Origin of the sequence: Solwaraspora sp. WMMB762, assembly GCF_049179115.1 — a bacterium.
GTDB lineage: Bacteria > Actinomycetota > Actinomycetes > Mycobacteriales > Micromonosporaceae > Micromonospora_E.
Genome location: NZ_JBMHMD010000001.1, coordinates 7,014,662 through 7,032,721 on the forward strand (window position 1 = coordinate 7,014,662; position 18,060 = coordinate 7,032,721).

The following is an 18,060-nucleotide window of genomic DNA, read 5'->3' on the forward strand; positions in this document are numbered from 1 at the left end:
ATCATCATCCAACCCGGCAACTCGCCGATCGCAGCTGGGCTGCCGCAGGGCGGACCGCCGGACGTGCCGAGGAGCGTCCGTCAGCGGTCAGTGTGCCTCCACCAGCGGCTGGTAGCACATGTGCTACGGTCAGGTGTATGCATGAGGTCGGGCTGCGGGAGATGCGGCAGAACGCCAGCGACCTGGTACGCCGGGCGCAGGGCGGCGAACGCGTGACGATCACCGTCGCCGGGCGACCGGCAGCCGTACTCGGCCCGGTCAGTCCTCGTACCTGGCGTGAGTGGGACGATCTCGCCGGCGTGTTCGATCAGCCCACCGACCCAGGGTGGGCGGATGACCGGGACCTGCTCGACGGCGCCGTCACCGATCCGTGGGCCGAGCGGTGAGCCGTGGCATCCTCGACACCAGTGTCCTCATTGCCACAGATGTGACCCCGATCCCCGGCGAACTGGCCATCAGCGTCGCCAGCCTCGCCGAACTCCAGTTCGGTGTGCTGGTCGCGAAGACCGCCGAGGCGAGGGCGCTGCGGTTGGCGCGGTTGAGCGCCATTCAGCGCCGGTTCGATCCGCTTCCCGTCGACGATGCGATCGCCGACAGTTACGCACGGCTGGCCGCGCGTGTCGTCGAGATCGGGCGCCAGCCGCGAGCCAGGGTGATGGACCTGCTCATCGCGGCAACCGCGCACGCCCATGACGCCGCCGTCTACACCCGCAATGCCGACGATCTCGCAGGGCTCGAAGATCTCATCACGATCCACTCGATCTGACTCGAACGCGGCCACGAGCCCGTAGGTGTTCCCGATCAGGATCAGGCAGTGTGGCCGGAGGAGCCGTACTTGCGATTCTCCGCTGCGGCAGTCCGCCCGTCGTCATCGAACAGGCGATCGAGGTGGTATCGCAGCACTGCGGTGGCCTCCTCCGGTGTGCGTTGGCCGACCAGGAGACTGGTGCCGAGACCATTGGCCAGGGCGATCAGCCGGCCAGCTTCGAGGGCGGGGTCCGCGTCGGGTGCCAGGAGGCCGGTGGCGCGCGCGCGGGTCAGGGTGTCGGCGAGTTGTTGCTCCAAGCGGTCGACGCCCCGGATGAAGGGTTGTTCGGCGACCTGCGGGTCGGTCATCGCCAGGACGGCGTAGGACGTGCCGACCAGGTGGAAGACGCGGCTGGGTTCGTCGGTCGGCAGGGCTTCGAGCAGGAACGCTTCGACGACCGCTCGCGGCGGTGGCGGGTCGGGGAGTCCGGCCAGGCGCTGCGCCCAACGGTGGTGGCTCTGCCCTTCCAGGTGCCGCAGGGCACCGATCAACAGGTGTTCCTTGTTCTGGAAGTAGTACTGCACGAGCCGGAGTGACACGCCTGCCTCGGCAGCGACCGAGCGCATGGTCACGGCGTGCAGGCCTTCCCGGCCGGCGAGCCGGACGAGGGCGTCGGCGATCTGGGCCCGCCGCACGGCGTGGTCGGTGGTCCTGGGCACCGCGGTCCCTCTCGTTGTGTTCGGTCTGGCTACCCTATGCCGACCTCTTGCTTGATACGGTTGTATCACTACGGGAGGGGCATGGCGCAGAAAAGGGCTGCCGATGTCGGTGCTGGGGTAGCAGCGAAGGCCGTGCTGGCGGTGGCGTGTGTCGCGCAGTTCATGGTGGTGCTCGACATCTCGGTGGTGAATGTCGCGTTGCCGTCGATCCGCGACGCGCTGCGGTTCGACGAAGCCAGCCAGCAGTGGGTGGTCAACGCCTACGCGTTGACGTTCGCCGGGTTCCTGCTGCTCGGCGGACGGCTGGCCGACTCGTTCGGGCACCGTCGCATCTTCCTGATCGGGCTGGTGCTGTTCGCCGGAGCGAGTCTCGTCGGGGGCCTGGCCGGCTCGGCGACGCTGCTGGTCGCCGCGCGCGCCGTGCAAGGGCTGGGGGCGGCGGTGCTGGCGCCAGCGACGCTGACGATTCTGACCGCTTCTCTTCCCGAAGGGCGGGTGCGGACGCAAGCGTTGGCGGTTTGGACCGCCGTCGGTGTCGCCGGAGGTACGGCAGGCAACCTTGCCGGCGGCGCGCTGACGGAGTACCTGTCGTGGCGGTGGACGTTGCTAATCAACGTGCCGATCGGGGCGGTAGTGGCCTTCCTGGCTGTGCGTCATGTGGTCGCCGACCGCCCCGGGGCCGTACGTCCACGACTGGACGTGACCGGGGCGGTGCTGGCCACAGCAGGGTTGGGAGGGCTGGCGTTCGGAATCGCCGAGGCGGCGGACGCCGGGTGGTCCTCGCCGTCGGCGGTTGCCGGCCTGGTGATCGGCTCGGTGCTGTTGGCGGCGTTCGTGGCGGTCGAGGCACGCTGGGCGGCGTCGCCGTTGATCCCGTTGCGGTTGTTCACGATCCGCTCGGTGTCGGTGGGCAACGTGGCAATGCTGCTGGCGGGGGCGTGCCTCAACCCGATGTGGTTCTTCCTCACGCTGTCCATGCAGAACGCGCTCGCCTACAGCCCGGCGCGGACCGGGCTGGCGTTCCTGCCACACACGGTGGTGACGGTCGTAGTGGGCGCTCTCGCGACGCCGTGGCTGATGCGCCACGTCGACGGGCGGATCCTCATCGCGGTGGGGTCGTTGCTGGCGGCGGCGGGGTTCTGGTGGCAGTCCCACCTGACGGTGCAGAGCAGCTACCTCGCGGGGATCCTCGGCCCGGCCGTCGTGTTCAGCATCGGCAGTGGACTGCTGAACACCCCGATCACCAACGCGGTCACCTCTGGTGTGCCGACGTCGGACGCAGGTGCGGCGTCCGGGTTGATGAACACCACCAAACAGGTCGGCGGCGCGCTGGGGCTGGCGGCTCTGGTCACTGTCGCGACCGGGCCCGGCACCGGCCCGGCCGCACAGATCGACGCCTACAACCGCGCGTTCTCCGCAATCGCCGTGATCATGATTGCCGTGGCGGTCGTCGCACTGGCGCTGCCCACCCAGCGTGATCGACAATGATCTCCGCCTCGCCTGCGCGCGGCGGTAGCGGATCAGGAGCCGACCGCCGTGATGCTCGGCTCCGGGATCGACGTCACCGCAGATCGAGCCGCATGAGCACCCGCGCGAACCCGGCGAGTACCGAGGCGGTGTCGGCTACCTTCACGAAACCGGCGTGCTCGAAGACCGCGCGGGTACCGACGTAGGCCATCGTGAGGTCCACCTTCTCGCCGCGGTTGTCGACGGGGTAGCCCTCGATCGCCGGTGCGCCGCGCTCGCGGGCGAAGGCGACGGCACCGGCGAGCAGGTGGTGCACGACACCCCGTTTGCGGTTGCCCGGCCGAACCCGGAAGCACCACACGCTCCACACATCGAGATCGTCGATGTGCGGGATCCGCCTGTTGCGCGCGAAGCTCGTTGCGGCTCGCGGGTGCACCGCCGCCCAGCCGACGACCTCGTCGCCGTCGTAGGCGAGTACTCCGGGAGGTGGATCGAGCCCGACGAGTTCGCGCACCCGGTCACCGCGCATCGGTCCGCGCAGCAGCAGGTTTTCCTTCGAGCCGATGCGGTAGCTCAGGCACCAGCACACGTTCGCGTCCGGTCGCTTCGGGCCGACGACAGCCGCGACGTCCTCGAACACCGTCGCGGGGCGTACCTCGATCGTCATGACGCCTACCCTGCCACCGTCCACCGACACACGGTCGGTCAGCTGCGGCCCGTTGCGGCTCGGCGGCGCGGCTGCGGCACCGGCGGCACCGGGAGGCCGGCGGCCTCCAGCGCCTCCCGCTGACCGCGCGCGGCGAGCCGGTCGGCGCGCTCGTTCTCCACGTGGCCGGAGTGGCCCTTCACCCAGTGCCAGACGACCTCGTGGTGGCGGGCGATGGCGGCGTCGAGCTCCCGCCACAGGTCTTCGTTCTTGACCGGCTCGCCCGCTTTCGTACGCCAACCGTTGCGTTTCCAGTTCGCCATCCACGACATGACGCCGTTACGGACGTACGTGCTGTCGGTGTAGAGGTCGACGGTGGATGCCCGGGTCAGCGCGGCCAGCGCCCGGATCGGGGCGGTGAGCTCCATCCGGTTGTTCGTGGTCTGGCCGGCCTCACCGCCGCAGAGCTCCTTCTCGGCGTCGCCGTAGCGCAGCAGGGCACCCCAACCGCCCGGCCCCGGATTGCCGCTGCACGCGCCGTCGGTCCAGATCTGCACACGTGTCGTCCTTAGCCCCGCCACCCGGACAACCTACTGGTCGGCTTCACCGCAGTCGTCCCGGCATAACCGTTTCCTCAGTGCCAACCGTCGGGCGCAGCGGCAGGCGGAGTGCGAGGCCGACAACGGCCAGGCCGTACCCGAGGAAGACGGGTTGGAGCCAGGAGACCAGACCGATGACGGCGACCTGGACGATGATCCACAGGACCAGTGCGGCCCCGACGACGAGGTGACCGGCCGGTGCCCACGACCGCCGGCTGACCGTCGCGACCACCACGACGCCGGGCAGGGCCCCGTTGACCACCGCCAAGGCGGCACCGGCCAGCACCGCAGAGGCGAACGGCAGGTCACCGGTGACAGGCCCGAGGTCGATGCCGCCGGTCACCAGCCCGATGGCACCGCCCAGCGCGCTGACGGCGAGGATCGTTTCGAGCCCGATGAGGACCCGCTCCCGGCGGAGGATCCGCTTCCGGCCGGGCAGTCCACGCTCCGGCGTGGCCGAAACCACCTGCTGACCGGGCACGACGTCCCGGTCCGGGGTCAGCGCCAGCGAGCGGCGCAACGACGCGGTCGAGCACAGTCCGACGAGCCCGGCCGCCAGGGTACCGTAGAGCGCCTCGATCGTCGACCGCTGCGGCAGCAGGACGACCTCCAGCAGGATCCACCCGCCGAGCGCAATCCCCACCAGTGCGGTGGCGGCCCACGACCAGTGCCGGCCGGTCACCCGTTGCACCGGGGCGAGCATGCGCCACCGTGGTCTGCGCAGCAGCCCGAACGCGGCGACCAGCGAGCCGACCCCGAGACCGAGCCCCAGCACCAGTCCGGGTAGCCGCCAGGTGTCGACCAACGGCAGGTCACGGAGCCACTCCGTACGGACAAATTCGTTGCCGTACGGGTACAGCCACATCTCCACGCCACCGGCGACCGCCGTGACGCCGACGAGGATCAGCAGACCGGCCGCCACCCGTACCGTCCACGGGTGGGACCTGGTCGGCCCGGAAAGCCCGGTGGTTGAGCCCATACCTCAACAGTGGCCGCCCGGCGCTGCGCCGGCATCGGGCCGAAGGTCCCGGACGGGCCGTTTCGACCGGGTCCCCCGGCCCCGGTTCGGCGCGGTCACCGGCGGGTACGGGCGGTCAGGCGCCGGGCAGCCGCGCGGTGCGGCCCGGCGCCGCGATCCGCAGATCGGCTTCGATCTTCGCGGCGGTGGCCAGCAGGTGCGGCAGCAGTTCGCGGCGGATCGACTCGACGGTGTTGCGGCTGGCGTGCACCGAGATGTTCACCGCCGCGACCACCTTGCCGGCCCGGTCCCGGATCGGTGCCGCCACCGACCGCAGACCTTCCTCCAACTCCTGGTCGACGATGGCGTACCCCTGGGCGCGGACCCGGTTCAGCTCCGCCCGCAACGCCGCCATGGTGTGGACGGTACGGCCGGTGAGCCGGTCCAGCCGGCTGCGCTCCAGCCGGATGATCGCCTCTTCCTCGGGCAGGTGCGCCAGCAGCACCCGGCCGACCGAGGTCGCGTACGCCGGGAACCGGGTCCCGACGTTGATCGACACCGTCATGATCCGCGACGTCGGCACCCGGGAGACGTAGACGATCGAGTCGCCGTCCAGCACGCACACCGACGACGACTCGTGCACCTGGGCGACCAGCCGTTCCAGATGTGGTTCGGCGACCTCGGGCAGCGAGATGCTGGACAGGTACGCGTAGCCCAGCTCCAGCACCCGGGGGGTGAGTGAGAACATCCGCCCGTCGGTGCGGACGTAGCCGAGGTCGACCAGGGTGAGCAGGAACCGGCGGGCGGCGGCGCGGGTCAGGTCGCAGATCCGGGCCACCTCGCTGAGTGTCAACTCAGGATGCTGGGCGTCGAAGGCACGGATCACGGCCAGGCCACGCTCCAACGACTGCACGAAATGAGCTTCCCGCCCGTGCTCGGTCATTTTTCTCCTGTGGTGATGGTCGCAGAACCCTAACCGGGTTCCACCGTGCCCGGATCCGACGATGATCTTGTTGCGCTGTCGGAGATCCGACCATCCGGTCCCGTGTTCTCGGCCAGCACCCGCTGTGCCACCGCGTAGGCGCTGTTCGCGGCTGGCACGCCCGCGTAGACCGCGGTGTGCAGCAGCACCTCGTTGATCTCCTGCGCGGTCAACCCGTTGCGCAGCGCGGCCCGCACGTGCATCGCCAGCTCGTCCGTGCAGTGCAGCGCGGTCAGTACGGCGAGCGTGACGCAGCTGCGGGTCCGCCGGTCCAGCCCGTCGCGGGTCCAGACGCTGCCCCACGCGTACCGGGTGATGAAGTCCTGGAAGTCGGCGGTGAACTCGGTCGTGTTGGCCACCGCCCGGTCCACGTGCGCGTCGCCGAGGACCGCCCGGCGTACCGCCATCCCGGCGTCGTACCTCGGATCCGGCGACGACGGCGACGGCGAGGTCCGGGGACCGGGCGTCGGGGTCGCGGTGTCAGCCGGCGGGTCGGTCGCCATCGCCGGTCACCTCCTGTCCGGTGAGATGCGTCAGGATCAGCTCGGAGACCTGTTCGGCCTGCTCGACGCTGGCCAGGTGCGCGGCGTCGGCGACGATCCGCAGGGTGGCGTCGGGGATGCCGGCGACGATCGTCTCGCTGTGCGACGGCGGGGTGGCCGGGTCGTCGGCGCCGGCGATCACCAGGGTCGGCGCGGTGATCCTCGGCAGCAGCCCGGTCAGGTCCATCTGTCCGATCGCGACGCAGCATCCGGCGTACCCCTCGGCCGGGGTGGCCGCGATCATCTCGCGGGCGGCGGCGAAGACGTCGGGGCGTCGCGCGGCGAACCCGGGGGTGAACCAGCGGGCCGCCACCGCGTCGGCCACCGCCCCGGTGCCCTCGGCCCGCACCGTGGCCGCCCGGTCGGCCCACGCCTGGGCCGGGCCGAGCAGCGCCGAGGTGCAGCAGAGCACCAGCCGGTCGACTCGGGCACCGGCGTGTCCGGCCAGCCACATTCCGGTCATCCCGCCGAGGGACACCCCGGCCACGTGGACCCGGTCCAGCTCCAGGCGGTCGAGCAGGGCGAGCACGTCGGCCCCGAGATCGTCCAGACTGTACGGACCGGGCGGTACGGGGGAGCGGCCGTGCCCCCGGGTGTCGTAGCGCAGCACCCGCAGCCCGGCACCGGTGAACACCGGCACCTGCGGATCCCACATCGCCCGGGTGCTGCCCAGCGAGTTGGCCAGCAGCACCACCGGCGCACCGTCGGGTCCGACGATCTCGTGGTCGACCGCCACCGGGTGGCTGTCGGTGGTCATCAACGGTCCTCCTGAGTCGGTCGGCTGCGGTGGTCGCGCAGCGCCCGGTCGATCAGCTCGCCGTACGCGCCGAGGTAGCCGGCCGGGTCGAGCAGCTCGTCCAGCTGTGCCCGGCTGAGCACCGCGCTGACCTGCGGGTCGGCTGCCAGCCGCTCGGCCAGTCCGGTGACGGGCCCGCCGGTGACCGCCGCCTTGACGATCTCATTGGCCCGCTGCCGGCCGAGCTGCCCGGCCAACGCGCCGCTGACCCGTTCGGCGAGCAGCGCGCCGCCGGTGGCGTCCAGGTTGGCCCGCATCCGGACCGCGTCCACCCGCAGCCCCTCCAGGCAGGTTCGCAGCCAGTAGGCGGCTGAGCCGACCGACTCCAGCAGGTGGCGCAGCGCCCGCCACTCGGCGTGCCAGCCGCCGGCCGCCCGCTGGTGTTCCTGGGTCATCGCGGCCAGCAGGGTGGCGACCAGGCCGGGGGCCTGGCCGGCGCAGGCGATAGCGGTGACGGCGGCGACCGGGTTGCGTTTGTGCGGCAGGGTCGACGAACCGCCGGGGCGTTCCTCGGCCAGTTCGGCGACCTCGGTCTGGGCGTGCAGCGTGACGTCGCGGGCGATCTTGCTGATGCTGCCGGCGGTGCCGCCGAGCACGCCGGCCAGGTCGGCCAGCCGGCTCCGGTCGGTGTGCCAGGGCAGCTGCGGGGCGGCCAGGTCGAGCTCGGCGGCGAGCCGGTCGACCAGGGCCGGGCCGTCGGCGCCGAACGCGGCGAGGGTGCCGGCGGCACCGCCGAGCTGGACGGCGGGGACCTCGTCGCGGACGGTGGCCAGCCGGCGGGCGGCGGTGTCCAGCGCGGTCAGCCAGCCGGCGGCGACCAGTCCGAAGGTGGTCGGCAGCGCCTGCTGCAGCAGGGTCCGGGCGGGCAGCTGGGTGTCCCGGTGCGTTTCGGCCAGCCGGGCGGCGGCCGAGGCGGCCCGCCGTACGTCGTCCAGCATCGGCCCCAGCGCCCGGCGGACCACCAGCATGGCGGCCGTGTCCAGGATGTCCTGGCTGGTGGCCCCGGCGTGGACGTACCGGGCGGTGTCCGGTCCGACGGCGGCGCGCAACGCGGCGACCAGCGGCACCACCGGGTTGCCGGCGCTGGTGGCACCCGCGCCGATCGCCGCCGGGTCGAACCGGTGGTCGCGGGCGGTGGCGGTGATAGCCGCGGCGGCGGCCGCCGGCACCGACCCGCCGGCCGCCTGGGCGCGGGCCAACGCCGCCTCGGCGTCGAGCATGGCGCGCAGCCAGGCCCGATCGTCGACGGCGGCCCGGACCCCGCCGGCGGCGAGCAGCGGGTCGAACAGCCCGGCCGGCGCGGGATCGTCGAGCGGCACCTCGCCGTCGAGCGGCGCCTTGTCATCGACGACCCGCCGACCGTCGACGGTCGACTCCGAGTCAGACGGCGAAGAAAACGGTTTCATGCTCGCCCTGTAGCCGGATGTCGAACCGGTAGCCGTCCGGCTCGGCGGTCGCGATCAACGTATCCCGTCGGGCCTGCGGCAGCCCGGCCAGCACCGGGTCGGCGGCGTTCGCGTCGACCTCGTCCGCAAAGTAGATCCGGGTGACGACGCGGTGCAGCAGCCCACGGGCGAACACCGACACGGCGACGTGCGGGGCCTGCGGCCGCCCGTCCGGGCCGGGCACCGGCCCCGGCTTGCGGGTGCGTACCGCCCACCCGCCGGTCTCGTCGGTGGGGCAGCGGCCGAAGCCGCGGAACCCCGCCACCGCGCCGCGCGGATCGTCCGGGTGGTCGAACCGGCCCTGCGGGTCGGCCTGCCAGGTCTCGATCAGACCGTCCGGCACCGGGTCGCCGGCGCCGTCGAGGAGCCGGCCGCGCAGCCAGACCGCCGCCGGGTCGGTCTCGTCGACCACGAACGGCCCGTCCGGCCAGGGCAATCCGATCCCCAGGTACGGCCCGACGGTCTGCGCCGGGGTCAGCCCGGTCTGCCGGTCCCAGTCCGACGCGGGCACGCTGGTGGTCACGATTCCTCCATCGGGGTCGCCTCGGTGCCGCGCAGCACGATGTCGAACCGGAAGCCGAGCGCCCATTCCTCGACCGTGTTGGCCAGGTCGAAGCTGGCGATCAGCCGTTGCCGGGCGGCCGGGTCAGGGATCGAGTTGAAGACCGGGTCGTAGGCGAACAGCGGGTCGTCGGGGAAGTACATCTGGGTGACCAGCCGCTGGGTGAAGGCCCGACCGAACAACGAGAAGTGGATGTGCGCCGGCCGCCACGCGTTGAAGTGGTTGCGCCACGGGTACGCGCCGGGCTTGATGGTGACGAACCGGTAGCGGCCCATCGAGTCGGTCACCGCCCGGCCGACGCCGGTGAAGTGCGGATCGAGCGGTACGTCATGCTGGTCGAGCTTGTGCAGGTAGCGCCCGCCGGCGTTGGCCTGCCAGACCTCCACCAGGGTGTCCGGCACCGGCCGGCCGTCGCTGTCGCGGACCTGGCCGTGCACGATGATCCGCTGCCCCTGGGCTTCGCCGTCGCCGCTGCGGCTCAGGTCGGCGTCGGCGGCGGTGACCCGGCCCTCGCCGAGCAGCGGGCCGGTGATCTCGGTGAGCGTCTGGGCGAGCAGCACCGGCGACTCGGCCGGGGCGCGCAGCACGGTGGACTTGTAGTCGGGGGAGAGCAGCGGCGGGTGCACGGCGGTGTCGTCGCGCCGGTAGCGCGGCAGGAGCAGCCCGCCGGGGCGGTCGGCCCGTACGGGCGTGGTGTCGGGCATGGCGGTGCCTCCTTGATCAGCTCTACCCGCCGGGGTCAGGGGTTCAGCAGTTGGCGCAGGGTGGCCAGCTCCTGCGGGGTGGGTTCGTCGGTGGTCGTCAGGTCGGGGGCGACCTTCAGCGGCCAGCCGGTGGCCGCCACGGCCTGCTCGACGCCCACTCCGGGGTGCAGCTGGGTGAGGGTCAGCTCGCAGGTGTCCGGGTCCGGGCGCAGCATGCCGAGGTCGGTGATGACCAGGGTGGGACCCCGGCCGCGCAGGCCGAGGCGTTGCCGGTCGCCGGGGCCCGCGCCGAAGCCGACCGAGGTGACGAAGTCGACCCGGTCGACGAACGTACGCCGGCTCTGCGGCACGATGACGATCACCTCGCCGCACGAGGCGGCGATCTCCGGGGCTCCGCCCGCGCCGGGCAGCCGTACCTTCGGGTCGGTGTAGTCGTCGCCGATCACCGTGGTGTTGATGTTGGCGTACCGGTCGATCTGCGCGGCGCCGAGGAAACCGACGTCGATCCGGCCGGGCTGCAGCCAGTAGTTGAAGATCTCCGGCACCGACACGACGGTGTCGGCGGTCTCGGCGAGCACCCCGTCACCGATGGACAGCGGCAGCCGGCCGGGCTTGGCGCCGATGGTGCCGGACTCGTAGACCAGCACCAGGTTGGGGGAGTGGGTCCGCCGGGCCAGGTTGGCCGCGGTGCTGGGCCGGCCGATGCCGACGAAGCAGCGGGCGTCGTCGCGCAGCGCCCGGGCGGCGGCGACGGTCATCATCTCGTCGCGGGTGAACCCCTCGACGGCCGGTTGCTCGTTCACTCGGCACCACCGTACGTCGGATCGGCCCCCGCCGTGGCCAGGACGTGTTCGCCGAGCCAGCGGGTAAAGGTGTCCCGGTCCCGGCTGATCTCGTCCCACTGCTGGTAGTAGTCGTTGGCCCGGTCGCTGTAGTCCATCGCGTACGACGGGTACGCCCCGCCGGGCACCTCGGCGACCCGGGTGACCGCCCAGCCGGGCAGCACCACCGCGCCGGGGCGGGGGGTCAGCTCGTCGACGATCTCCTCGACGGTGACCAGCGACCGTGCGGACGCCAGCACGACCTCCTTGTGCACGCCGGTGATGCCCCAGATCTGCACGTTGCCGTGCCGGTCGGCGCGTTGGGCGTGCACGATGCCGACGTCGGGGTTGAGCGCCGGTACGGCGGTGAGCAGCTCGCCGGTGAACGGACAGGTGATCGGCGCGATGGTCGGGGTGCGCTCGACGAGGTCGGTGCCGACGTAGCCGCGGAGTACGGCGAACGGCAGGCCGGCGGCGCCGGCGACGTACCGGTTGGCCATCCCGGCGTGGCTGTGCTCCTCGATCTCCAGCGGACGGGGCCAGCCGCGCTGCACCGCGTCGCGGAACCGGTGCAGCGAACCGACGCCGGGGTTGCCGGCCCAGCTGAAGATCAGCTTCTTGGCGCAGCCGGCGCCGATCAGCTGGTCGTAGACGACGTCCGGGGTCATCCGGATCAGCGTGAGGTCGCGTCGGCGCTGCCGGATGATCTCCTGCCCGGCTGCGGTCGGGATCAGGTGGGTGAATCCCTCTAGGGCGACGCTGTCGCCGTCGTGGACCAGGTCGGCGACAGCGTCAGCCAGCGAGGAAATTTCAGCCATGCATCATTCCCGGTGCGTGTGATGAACAAAAGTTCGCTAAGCGAACGGTACGGCCGGGGTCGCCGGCCTGTCAACGCGGCTGCTCCAGTCCAGCGGTAGCCCCACGTAGTTCTCCGCCAGGGTGGTCGCCGCGGCGGTGGAGGTCGCCACATACTCCAACTGGGCCACCTGGAGCCGGTGACTGAACTCGTCGGCGTCGGTGGGCCGGTGCAGCAGCCCGGTCATCCAGGACGAGAAGTGCTGGACCCGCCAGATCCGGCGCAGGCACCGGGCCGAGTACTCGTCCAGCCCGGTCTCGCGTCCCTGACGGAACCAGGTGGTCAGCGCCTCGGCCAGGAAGCGGACGTCGGCGACCGCCAGATTCAGGCCTTTCGCGCCGGTCGGCGGCACGATGTGCGCCGCGTCACCGGCCAGGAACAGCTGGCCGTAGCGCATCGGTTCGGTAACGAAGCTCCGCATCGGGGTCACCCCCTGCTCCAGGATCGGGCCCTCCTTCAAGGTGAAGCCGTCGTTGGTCGCCAGCCGGGTGTGCAGCTCGTCCCAGATCCGCGCGGTCGGCCAGTCGCTCAGCTCGGTCCCGTTGGGCACCTGCAGGTAGAGCCGGGTCACCTCGGGGCTGCGCATGCTGTGCAGGGCGAATCCGCGTTCGTGCTGGGCGTAGATCAGCTCGTGCGCCGAGGGGGTGGCCTGGGCCAGCACCCCGAGCCAGCTGAACGGGTAGGTGTGCTCGACGGTGCGCCGGGCCGAGGCGGGGATGCTGTCCCGGGAGACCCCGTGGAAACCGTCACATCCGGCAACCACCAGGCAGTTCAGTTCGCGTATCGTGCCCTCGTGCGCGAACCGGATGACCGGGGCATCGCTGTCGATCCCGGCCAGCTCGACGTCGGTGACATCGAACAGGATCTCGCCGCCGGCTGCCAGCCGGGCGGCGATCAGGTCCTTCACCACCTCCTGCTGACCGTAGACGGTGATCCCTCGACCGCTGGTCAGCGCAGCCAGGTCGATCCGTCGGCTGACGCCTTCGAAGCGCAGCTCAAGGCCGGTGTGCACGAGTCCTTCGCGGCGCATCCGGGCACCGACGCCGGTGTCGGCGAGCAGTTGCGCCGTGTCGTGTTCGAGCACCCCGGCCCGGACCCGGCTCTCCACGTACGCCCGCCCGCGGGTCTCCAGCACGACCGAGTCGATACCCTCCAGATGCAGCAGGTGGGCGAGCATCAAGCCCGCTGGTCCCGCTCCGATGATGCCAACCTGGGTTCGCACGACGCTCCCTCCACCTGCCGGATTGGCAGGGAGTTTTCCGATATGTGACATTGACGCGGGCCCTCGTCGGGCCGTACGTTCATCATAAGAACCACCGTTCGGTCAGCGAACACCCCTGACCGACTCAACCTCGAACCCATCCCCTGGAGGTCCCATGCGACGGCCCCTCGTCGCCCTCACCCTGGCTACCGCGCTGCTGGTCACCGCCGCCTGTGGTTCCGACTCGTCCACCGACGAGGCCGGCGGCACCGACGACGTCACCGACGTCACCGTCGGCATCATCCCGATCGTCGACGTCGCACCGATCTACCTCGGTGAGGAGAAAGGCTTCTTCGCCAAGCGCGGCATCAACCTGACGATGGAGAGCGGTCAAGGTGGTGCCGCGATCGTCCCCGGCGTGGTCAGCGAGCAGTTCCAGTTCGGCTTCAGCAACGTGACCTCCCTGCTCACCGCGCAGACCCGTGACGTGCCGGTGCAGATCGTCGCCAACGGCGTTGCCTCGACCGGCAACCCCGACGCCGACTTCGGCGGCGTGGTGGTCCGCGAGGACAGCCCGATCCAGACCGCCGCCGACCTGGCCGGCAAGAAGGTCGCGGTGAACACGCTGAAGAACATCGGCGACACCAGCGTCCGCGAGTCGGTGCGCAAGGCCGGCGGCAACCCGGACGACATCGAGTTCGTCGAGATGGCGTTCCCGCAGATGCCGGCCGCCGTCGAGAACGGTGACGTCGACGCCGCCTGGATGGTCGAGCCGTCGCTCGCCATCGCCAAGGACGCCGGTGGCCGGGTCGTCGCCTGGAACTTCGTCGACACCGCCCCGAACCTGACCGTCGCGGTCTACTTCACCAGCACCAAGCTCGCCCAGGAGAACCCCGAGCTGGTCGAGCGGTTCCAGGAGGCGATGGCCGAGTCGCTGTCCTACGCCAACGCGCACCCCGACGAGGTGCGCACCGTGCTGCGCAGCTACACCGACATCGACCAGGCGATCCTGGACGCGATGACGCTGCCGTTGTGGCCGGCTGAGATCAACCGGGCGTCGATCGAGCGGGTCGCCGAGCTCGGCCTCGCCGACGGCGTCTTCGAGTCCGAGCCCGATCTGGACGCGCTGCTGCCGTGACAGCGGTCGACAACACCCCGGTCGGGGCCGGCGGAGCCGGCCCCGACCGGGGCACGTCAGCGCCAAGCCACCGGGCCGCACCCACCCGGCGTCGCCGGCCACCGACAGCGCTGCTCGGCGTCGCCGGCCTGGTCGGCCTGCTGGTCCTGGTGCAGATCCTCCCGTCGACCCCGCTCGTCTCGTCGCGCTACCTGCCGCCGGCCACCGAGATTCTCGCCGCCCTGGTCGAGCTGCTCGGCGACGGTGCCTTCTGGTCGGCGCTCGGCGACACACTGACCGGCTGGGCGATCGGCCTGGCCGTCGCGGTCACCGCCGGCATCGTGCTCGGCGTGCTCATCGGCTCGGTGCCGGCGCTGCGCGCGGTCACCGCCTCGACCATCGAGTTCCTGCGGCCGATCCCGTCGGTCGCGCTGATCCCGCTCGCCGTGCTGCTCTACGGCACCGGGCTGGAATCCACCCTGCTGCTGGTCGTCTACGCCGCGTTCTGGCAGGTGCTGGTCCAGGTCCTGTACGGCGTACAGGACGTCGACCCGGTCGCTGACGAGACCGCCCGCAGCTACGGCCTCGGCCGGTGGGCCCGGATTCGCCACGTCATCTGGCCGACCTCGTTGCCGTACGTGATGACCGGTGTGCGGCTCGCCGCCGCGGTCGCCCTGGTGCTGGCGATCACCGCGGAGCTGGTCATCGGCGCACCCGGGCTGGGCAACCGGATCGCGGTCGCCCAGACCTCCGGCGCCGTCGACCTGATGTACGCCCTGGTGGTGGTCACCGGACTGCTCGGCGTCGGGATCAACCTGATCGCCCGGGCGGTCGAGCGGCGGGCACTGTCCTGGCACCAGTCGATGCGCGGCGAGGTGATCGTGTGAGGGCGGCCGGGGTGCTGAAGCGGGCCGGGCTGGTCGTCGCGCTGCCGGCCGTGCTGCTCGCCGTCTGGTGGTTCAGCAGCGCCGGCAGCACCAGCTTCTACGCGCCCCCGCTGAGCAAGATCCTCGGCACCTTCGCCGAGACCTGGACCGTCGAGCGCCTGCGGGCCGACGTACTGCCCAGCCTGCTGCGGCTGGCCGCCGGCTACGCGGTGGCGGTGCTCGTCGGCGTCGCGCTCGGCGTCCTGGTCGGCAGCATCCGCACCGTGCGGGCCACGTTGGAGCCGGTGCTGGAGTTCTTCCGGGCCATCCCGCCGCCGGTGCTGGTACCGATCATCATGCTCTTCGCCGGCATCGAGAACACCATGAAGATCGTGGTGATCGCCGCCGGCTGCGTCTGGCCGATCCTGCTCAACACCGTCGAGGGCGTGCGCGCCACCGACGAGGTGCTCTCCGACACGGCCCGCTCCTACGGCCTGACCGGCCCGGCCCGGCTGCGGCACCTGGTGCTGCCGGCGGCCAGCCCGCAGATCGCCGCCGGCATGCGCCAGGCCCTGTCGATCGGCATCATCCTGATGGTGATCAGCGAGATGTTCGCGGCCAGCAACGGTCTCGGGTTCACCATCGTGCAGTTCCAGCGCACCTTCGCGATCCCGCAGATGTGGACCGGCATCCTGCTGCTCGGCCTGCTCGGCTTCGCCCTGTCGGTGCTCTTCCGTTTCGTCGAGATGCGGGCGCTGGCCTGGTACCACGGCCTGCGCCAGGCGCAGCGCAGCTCATGACCCGCTGCCCGGCGCGGCCGTCCGGTGCGGCCGCGCCGGAAACGATAGAGAGGTAACGAGCCCATGCTCGATGTCCAGGGCCTGCGCAAGGTCTACGACGGGCGGCAACGCCAGGTCGAGGCGGTGCGCGACCTCACCTTCACCATCGACGACGGCGACCTGGTCTGCCTGGTCGGGCCCTCCGGCTGCGGCAAGACCACCCTGCTCAAATGCATGGCCGGGCTGCTGCCGCCGACCTCCGGCGAGGTCCGGCTGCGCGGCAGGGCGATCACCGGGCCGCCGCCCGGCATGGCGGTCGTCTTCCAGGAGTACGGGCGCAGCCTGTTCCCGTGGATGAGCGTGCGGGACAACGTCGAACTGCCGCTGCGGCAGAAGCGCATCGCCCGGGGCAAGCGCCGGGAACTGGTCGACGAGGCGCTCGCCGCCGTCGGTCTGGCCGACACCCACAACGCCTACCCGTGGCAGCTGTCCGGCGGCATGCAGCAGCGGGTGGCGATCGCCCGCGCGGTCGCGTACCAGCCGGATGTGCTGTTGATGGACGAGCCGTTCGCGGCGGTCGACGCCCAGACCCGCGCGGACCTGGAGGACCTGATCCGCCAGCTGTGGCAGCGGCTCGGGGTGACCATCCTGTTCGTCACGCACGACATCGACGAGGCAGTCTACCTGGGGCAGCGGGTGCTGATCCTGTCCTCGTCGCCGACCGTGGTGCAGGAAAGCCTGCGGATCGACCTGCCGGACACCCGCGACCAACTGCACACCCGCGCCGAGCCGCGCTTCACCCAGCTGCGCGGGCACGTCTACGAGCAGATCCAGGCGGCCAAGCGGGGGCAGCGACCGCCCGCCCAGGCCGGCCGGCCCTGACCCTTTCCGCCCTTCCGAGGAGGACCGAGATGCCCGTCGCCTATCTCGTCGCCGGGGTGCGCACGGCGTTCGGCCGCTACGCCGGGGCGCTCGCCCCGGTGCGTCCGGACGACCTGGCCGCCCACGTGATCCGCGAACTCGTCGCCCGGCACCCTTCGGTCGACTGGGACGCCGTCGACGACGTGGTGCTCGGCTGCGCCAACCAGGCCGGCGAGGACAACCGCAACGTGGCCCGGATGGCGGCGCTGCTGGCCGGCCTGCCGACCCGGACCAGCGGCACCACGGTGAACCGGCTCTGCGGTTCCGGGCTGGACGCGGTGGCGATCGCCGCCCGCTCGGTGGTCGCCGGCGAGGCGGACCTGGTCGTCGCCGGCGGGGTGGAGAGCATGAGCCGGGCGCCGTTCGTGCTGCCGAAGGCGGCCACGGCGTACGCGCGCACCGCGGAGATCCACGACACCACCATCGGCTGGCGGCTGGTCAACCCGCTGATGCGGGCCGGCTGGGGCACCGACTCGATGCCGGAGACTGCGGAGAACGTGGCCGCCGAGTACGGCGTGGACCGGGCTGCGCAGGACGCCTTCGCGCTGCGGTCCCAGCAGCGGGCCGCCCAGGCCCAGGCGAGCGGCCGGTTGGCCACCGAGATCGTGCCGATCGAGGTGCCGCAGGGCCGTAAGGGCACGGTGACCGTTTCGGTCGACGAACACCCCCGGCAGACGTCGCTGGAGAAGCTGGCCGCCCTGCCGACTCCGTTCCGCTCCGGCGGCACGGTGACCGCCGGCAACTCCTCCGGGGTCAACGACGGCGCGGTCGCGCTGCTGGTGGCCAGTGACGCGGCCGTCCGGCGGTACGGTCTCACCCCGCTGGCCCGGGTGGCCGGCGCGGCCACCGCTGGCGTCGAGCCCCGGGTGATGGGCATCGGGCCGGTACCGGCCACCCGCCGGTTGCTCGGTCGGCTGGGCGTCGAGCTGTCCGAGGTGGACGTCGTGGAGCTCAACGAGGCGTTCGCCGCGCAGGCGGTGGCGGTGCTGCGGGAGCTGGGCCTGCCGGCCGAGGCGGAGCACGTCAACCCGAACGGCGGGGCGATCGCCCTCGGGCACCCGCTCGGGGCCAGCGGGGCGCGGCTGGCGCTGACCGCCGCGCTGGAGCTCGGGGTCCGCGACGCCGACCGGGCGCTGTGCACGATGTGCATCGGGGTCGGGCAGGGCATCTCGCTGCTGCTCGAGTCGGCCCGCTGACCGAGCCCGATCCGGTGGGCGGGTGTCGGGCCGGATTAGGACAATGTCGTGAACCTGCCAACGGTGCACATTCCACCGTCGTGGCGTTAGCATGGGCCGGCGCCCGGTGCGGACGGCTGGTGCCCGTGCCGACCC

Annotated in this window: 21 protein-coding genes; 8 read left to right on the forward strand and 13 right to left on the reverse strand. The window is 71.8% G+C overall.

Translation table 11 applies throughout. From position 1 onward, the window contains the following. The first annotated feature begins 137 nt into the window (after positions 1-137). Together ACN27J_RS31610 and ACN27J_RS31615 are read left to right on the forward strand one after the other, a co-directional pair. The gene (locus ACN27J_RS31610; protein ID WP_421371810.1) at positions 138-386 is read left to right on the forward strand and encodes a type II toxin-antitoxin system Phd/YefM family antitoxin; all 249 of its coding nucleotides are present in this window, start codon (positions 138-140) and stop codon (positions 384-386) included. Next, the gene (locus ACN27J_RS31615) at positions 383-766 is read left to right on the forward strand and encodes a PIN domain-containing protein (RefSeq protein ID WP_421371811.1); all 384 of its coding nucleotides are present in this window, start codon (positions 383-385) and stop codon (positions 764-766) included. The genes ACN27J_RS31610 and ACN27J_RS31615 overlap by 4 nt, the downstream gene beginning before the upstream one ends. A 41-nt stretch (positions 767-807) precedes the next feature. Here the strand turns inward: ACN27J_RS31615 and ACN27J_RS31620 are convergent, their stop codons facing one another. Then, complete coding sequence (locus ACN27J_RS31620; RefSeq protein WP_421371812.1) at positions 808-1,467, reverse strand: TetR/AcrR family transcriptional regulator; 660 nt, start codon at positions 1,465-1,467, stop codon at positions 808-810. A gap of 81 nt (positions 1,468-1,548) precedes the next feature. On the opposite strand from ACN27J_RS31620, the gene ACN27J_RS31625 reads away from it, so the two are divergent. Beyond that, on the forward strand, positions 1,549-2,955 hold the full coding sequence (locus ACN27J_RS31625) for an MFS transporter (protein WP_421371814.1): 1,407 nt from the start codon (positions 1,549-1,551) through the stop codon (positions 2,953-2,955). Positions 2,956-3,028: 73 nt separating this feature from the next. On the opposite strand, the gene ACN27J_RS31630 is transcribed toward ACN27J_RS31625, so the two are convergent. From ACN27J_RS31630 to ACN27J_RS31685, 12 genes are all read right to left on the reverse strand, one after another. Then, positions 3,029-3,601 (reverse strand): GNAT family N-acetyltransferase, encoded by a 573-nt coding sequence (locus ACN27J_RS31630; RefSeq protein ID WP_421371815.1) that lies wholly within the window; start codon positions 3,599-3,601, stop codon positions 3,029-3,031. A gap of 38 nt (positions 3,602-3,639) precedes the next feature. Continuing rightward, positions 3,640-4,137, reverse strand: a complete 498-nt coding sequence (gene rnhA, locus ACN27J_RS31635) for a ribonuclease HI (RefSeq protein WP_421371816.1) — start codon at positions 4,135-4,137, stop codon at positions 3,640-3,642. 46 nt (positions 4,138-4,183) lie between these two features. Then, entirely contained in the window at positions 4,184-5,158 is a 975-nt protein-coding gene (locus ACN27J_RS31640) for a hypothetical protein (RefSeq protein ID WP_421371817.1), read from the reverse strand. Positions 5,159-5,273: 115 nt separating this feature from the next. Beyond that, the gene (locus ACN27J_RS31645) at positions 5,274-6,080 is read right to left on the reverse strand and encodes an IclR family transcriptional regulator domain-containing protein (RefSeq protein WP_421371818.1); all 807 of its coding nucleotides are present in this window, start codon (positions 6,078-6,080) and stop codon (positions 5,274-5,276) included. A 29-nt stretch (positions 6,081-6,109) separates the two neighbouring features. Then, entirely contained in the window at positions 6,110-6,622 is a 513-nt protein-coding gene (pcaC, locus tag ACN27J_RS31650; protein WP_421371819.1) for a 4-carboxymuconolactone decarboxylase, read from the reverse strand. Then, a complete protein-coding gene (pcaD, locus tag ACN27J_RS31655; RefSeq protein ID WP_421371820.1) occupies positions 6,600-7,418 on the reverse strand; it encodes a 3-oxoadipate enol-lactonase in 819 nt (272 codons plus the stop codon). Before pcaD ends, pcaC begins: the two co-directional genes overlap by 23 nt. After that, positions 7,418-8,863 (reverse strand): 3-carboxy-cis,cis-muconate cycloisomerase, encoded by a 1,446-nt coding sequence (gene pcaB, locus ACN27J_RS31660; protein ID WP_421371822.1) that lies wholly within the window; start codon positions 8,861-8,863, stop codon positions 7,418-7,420. Before pcaB ends, pcaD begins: the two co-directional genes overlap by 1 nt. Further along, positions 8,838-9,425: a protocatechuate 3,4-dioxygenase subunit alpha gene (pcaG, locus tag ACN27J_RS31665; RefSeq protein ID WP_421371823.1), complete on the reverse strand. Its 588-nt coding sequence runs from the start codon at positions 9,423-9,425 to the stop codon at positions 8,838-8,840. Before pcaG ends, pcaB begins: the two co-directional genes overlap by 26 nt. After that, complete coding sequence (gene pcaH, locus ACN27J_RS31670; protein WP_421371824.1) at positions 9,422-10,168, reverse strand: protocatechuate 3,4-dioxygenase subunit beta; 747 nt, start codon at positions 10,166-10,168, stop codon at positions 9,422-9,424. The genes pcaG and pcaH overlap by 4 nt, the downstream gene beginning before the upstream one ends. 35 nt (positions 10,169-10,203) lie before the next feature. Then, positions 10,204-10,929: a CoA-transferase subunit beta gene (locus tag ACN27J_RS31675; protein ID WP_421372646.1), complete on the reverse strand. Its 726-nt coding sequence runs from the start codon at positions 10,927-10,929 to the stop codon at positions 10,204-10,206. Between the two features lie 38 nt (positions 10,930-10,967). After that, positions 10,968-11,807 (reverse strand): CoA transferase subunit A, encoded by an 840-nt coding sequence (locus ACN27J_RS31680; protein WP_421371825.1) that lies wholly within the window; start codon positions 11,805-11,807, stop codon positions 10,968-10,970. Positions 11,808-11,843: 36 nt separating this feature from the next. Further along, positions 11,844-13,067 carry a 4-hydroxybenzoate 3-monooxygenase gene (locus ACN27J_RS31685; protein ID WP_421371826.1) on the reverse strand — a complete coding sequence of 408 codons (1,224 nt, stop codon included), beginning with the start codon at positions 13,065-13,067 and terminating at the stop codon, positions 11,844-11,846. A 154-nt stretch (positions 13,068-13,221) separates the two neighbouring features. Here ACN27J_RS31685 and ACN27J_RS31690 point away from each other — a divergent pair, with 154 nt between their 5' ends. From ACN27J_RS31690 to pcaF, 5 genes are all read left to right on the forward strand, one after another. Then, complete coding sequence (locus ACN27J_RS31690; protein ID WP_421371827.1) at positions 13,222-14,184, forward strand: ABC transporter substrate-binding protein; 963 nt, start codon at positions 13,222-13,224, stop codon at positions 14,182-14,184. Beyond that, positions 14,181-15,050 carry an ABC transporter permease gene (locus ACN27J_RS31695; RefSeq protein WP_421371828.1) on the forward strand — a complete coding sequence of 290 codons (870 nt, stop codon included), beginning with the start codon at positions 14,181-14,183 and terminating at the stop codon, positions 15,048-15,050. The genes ACN27J_RS31690 and ACN27J_RS31695 overlap by 4 nt, the downstream gene beginning before the upstream one ends. Further along, complete coding sequence (locus ACN27J_RS31700; RefSeq protein ID WP_278167939.1) at positions 15,047-15,829, forward strand: ABC transporter permease; 783 nt, start codon at positions 15,047-15,049, stop codon at positions 15,827-15,829. The genes ACN27J_RS31695 and ACN27J_RS31700 overlap by 4 nt, the downstream gene beginning before the upstream one ends. 63 nt (positions 15,830-15,892) lie before the next feature. Next, positions 15,893-16,690 carry an ABC transporter ATP-binding protein gene (locus tag ACN27J_RS31705; protein ID WP_421371829.1) on the forward strand — a complete coding sequence of 266 codons (798 nt, stop codon included), beginning with the start codon at positions 15,893-15,895 and terminating at the stop codon, positions 16,688-16,690. 29 nt (positions 16,691-16,719) lie between these two features. After that, positions 16,720-17,925, forward strand: coding sequence for a 3-oxoadipyl-CoA thiolase (gene pcaF / locus ACN27J_RS31710; protein WP_421371831.1), 1,206 nt, complete (start codon positions 16,720-16,722; stop codon positions 17,923-17,925). The last annotated feature ends 135 nt before the right edge of the window (positions 17,926-18,060 follow it).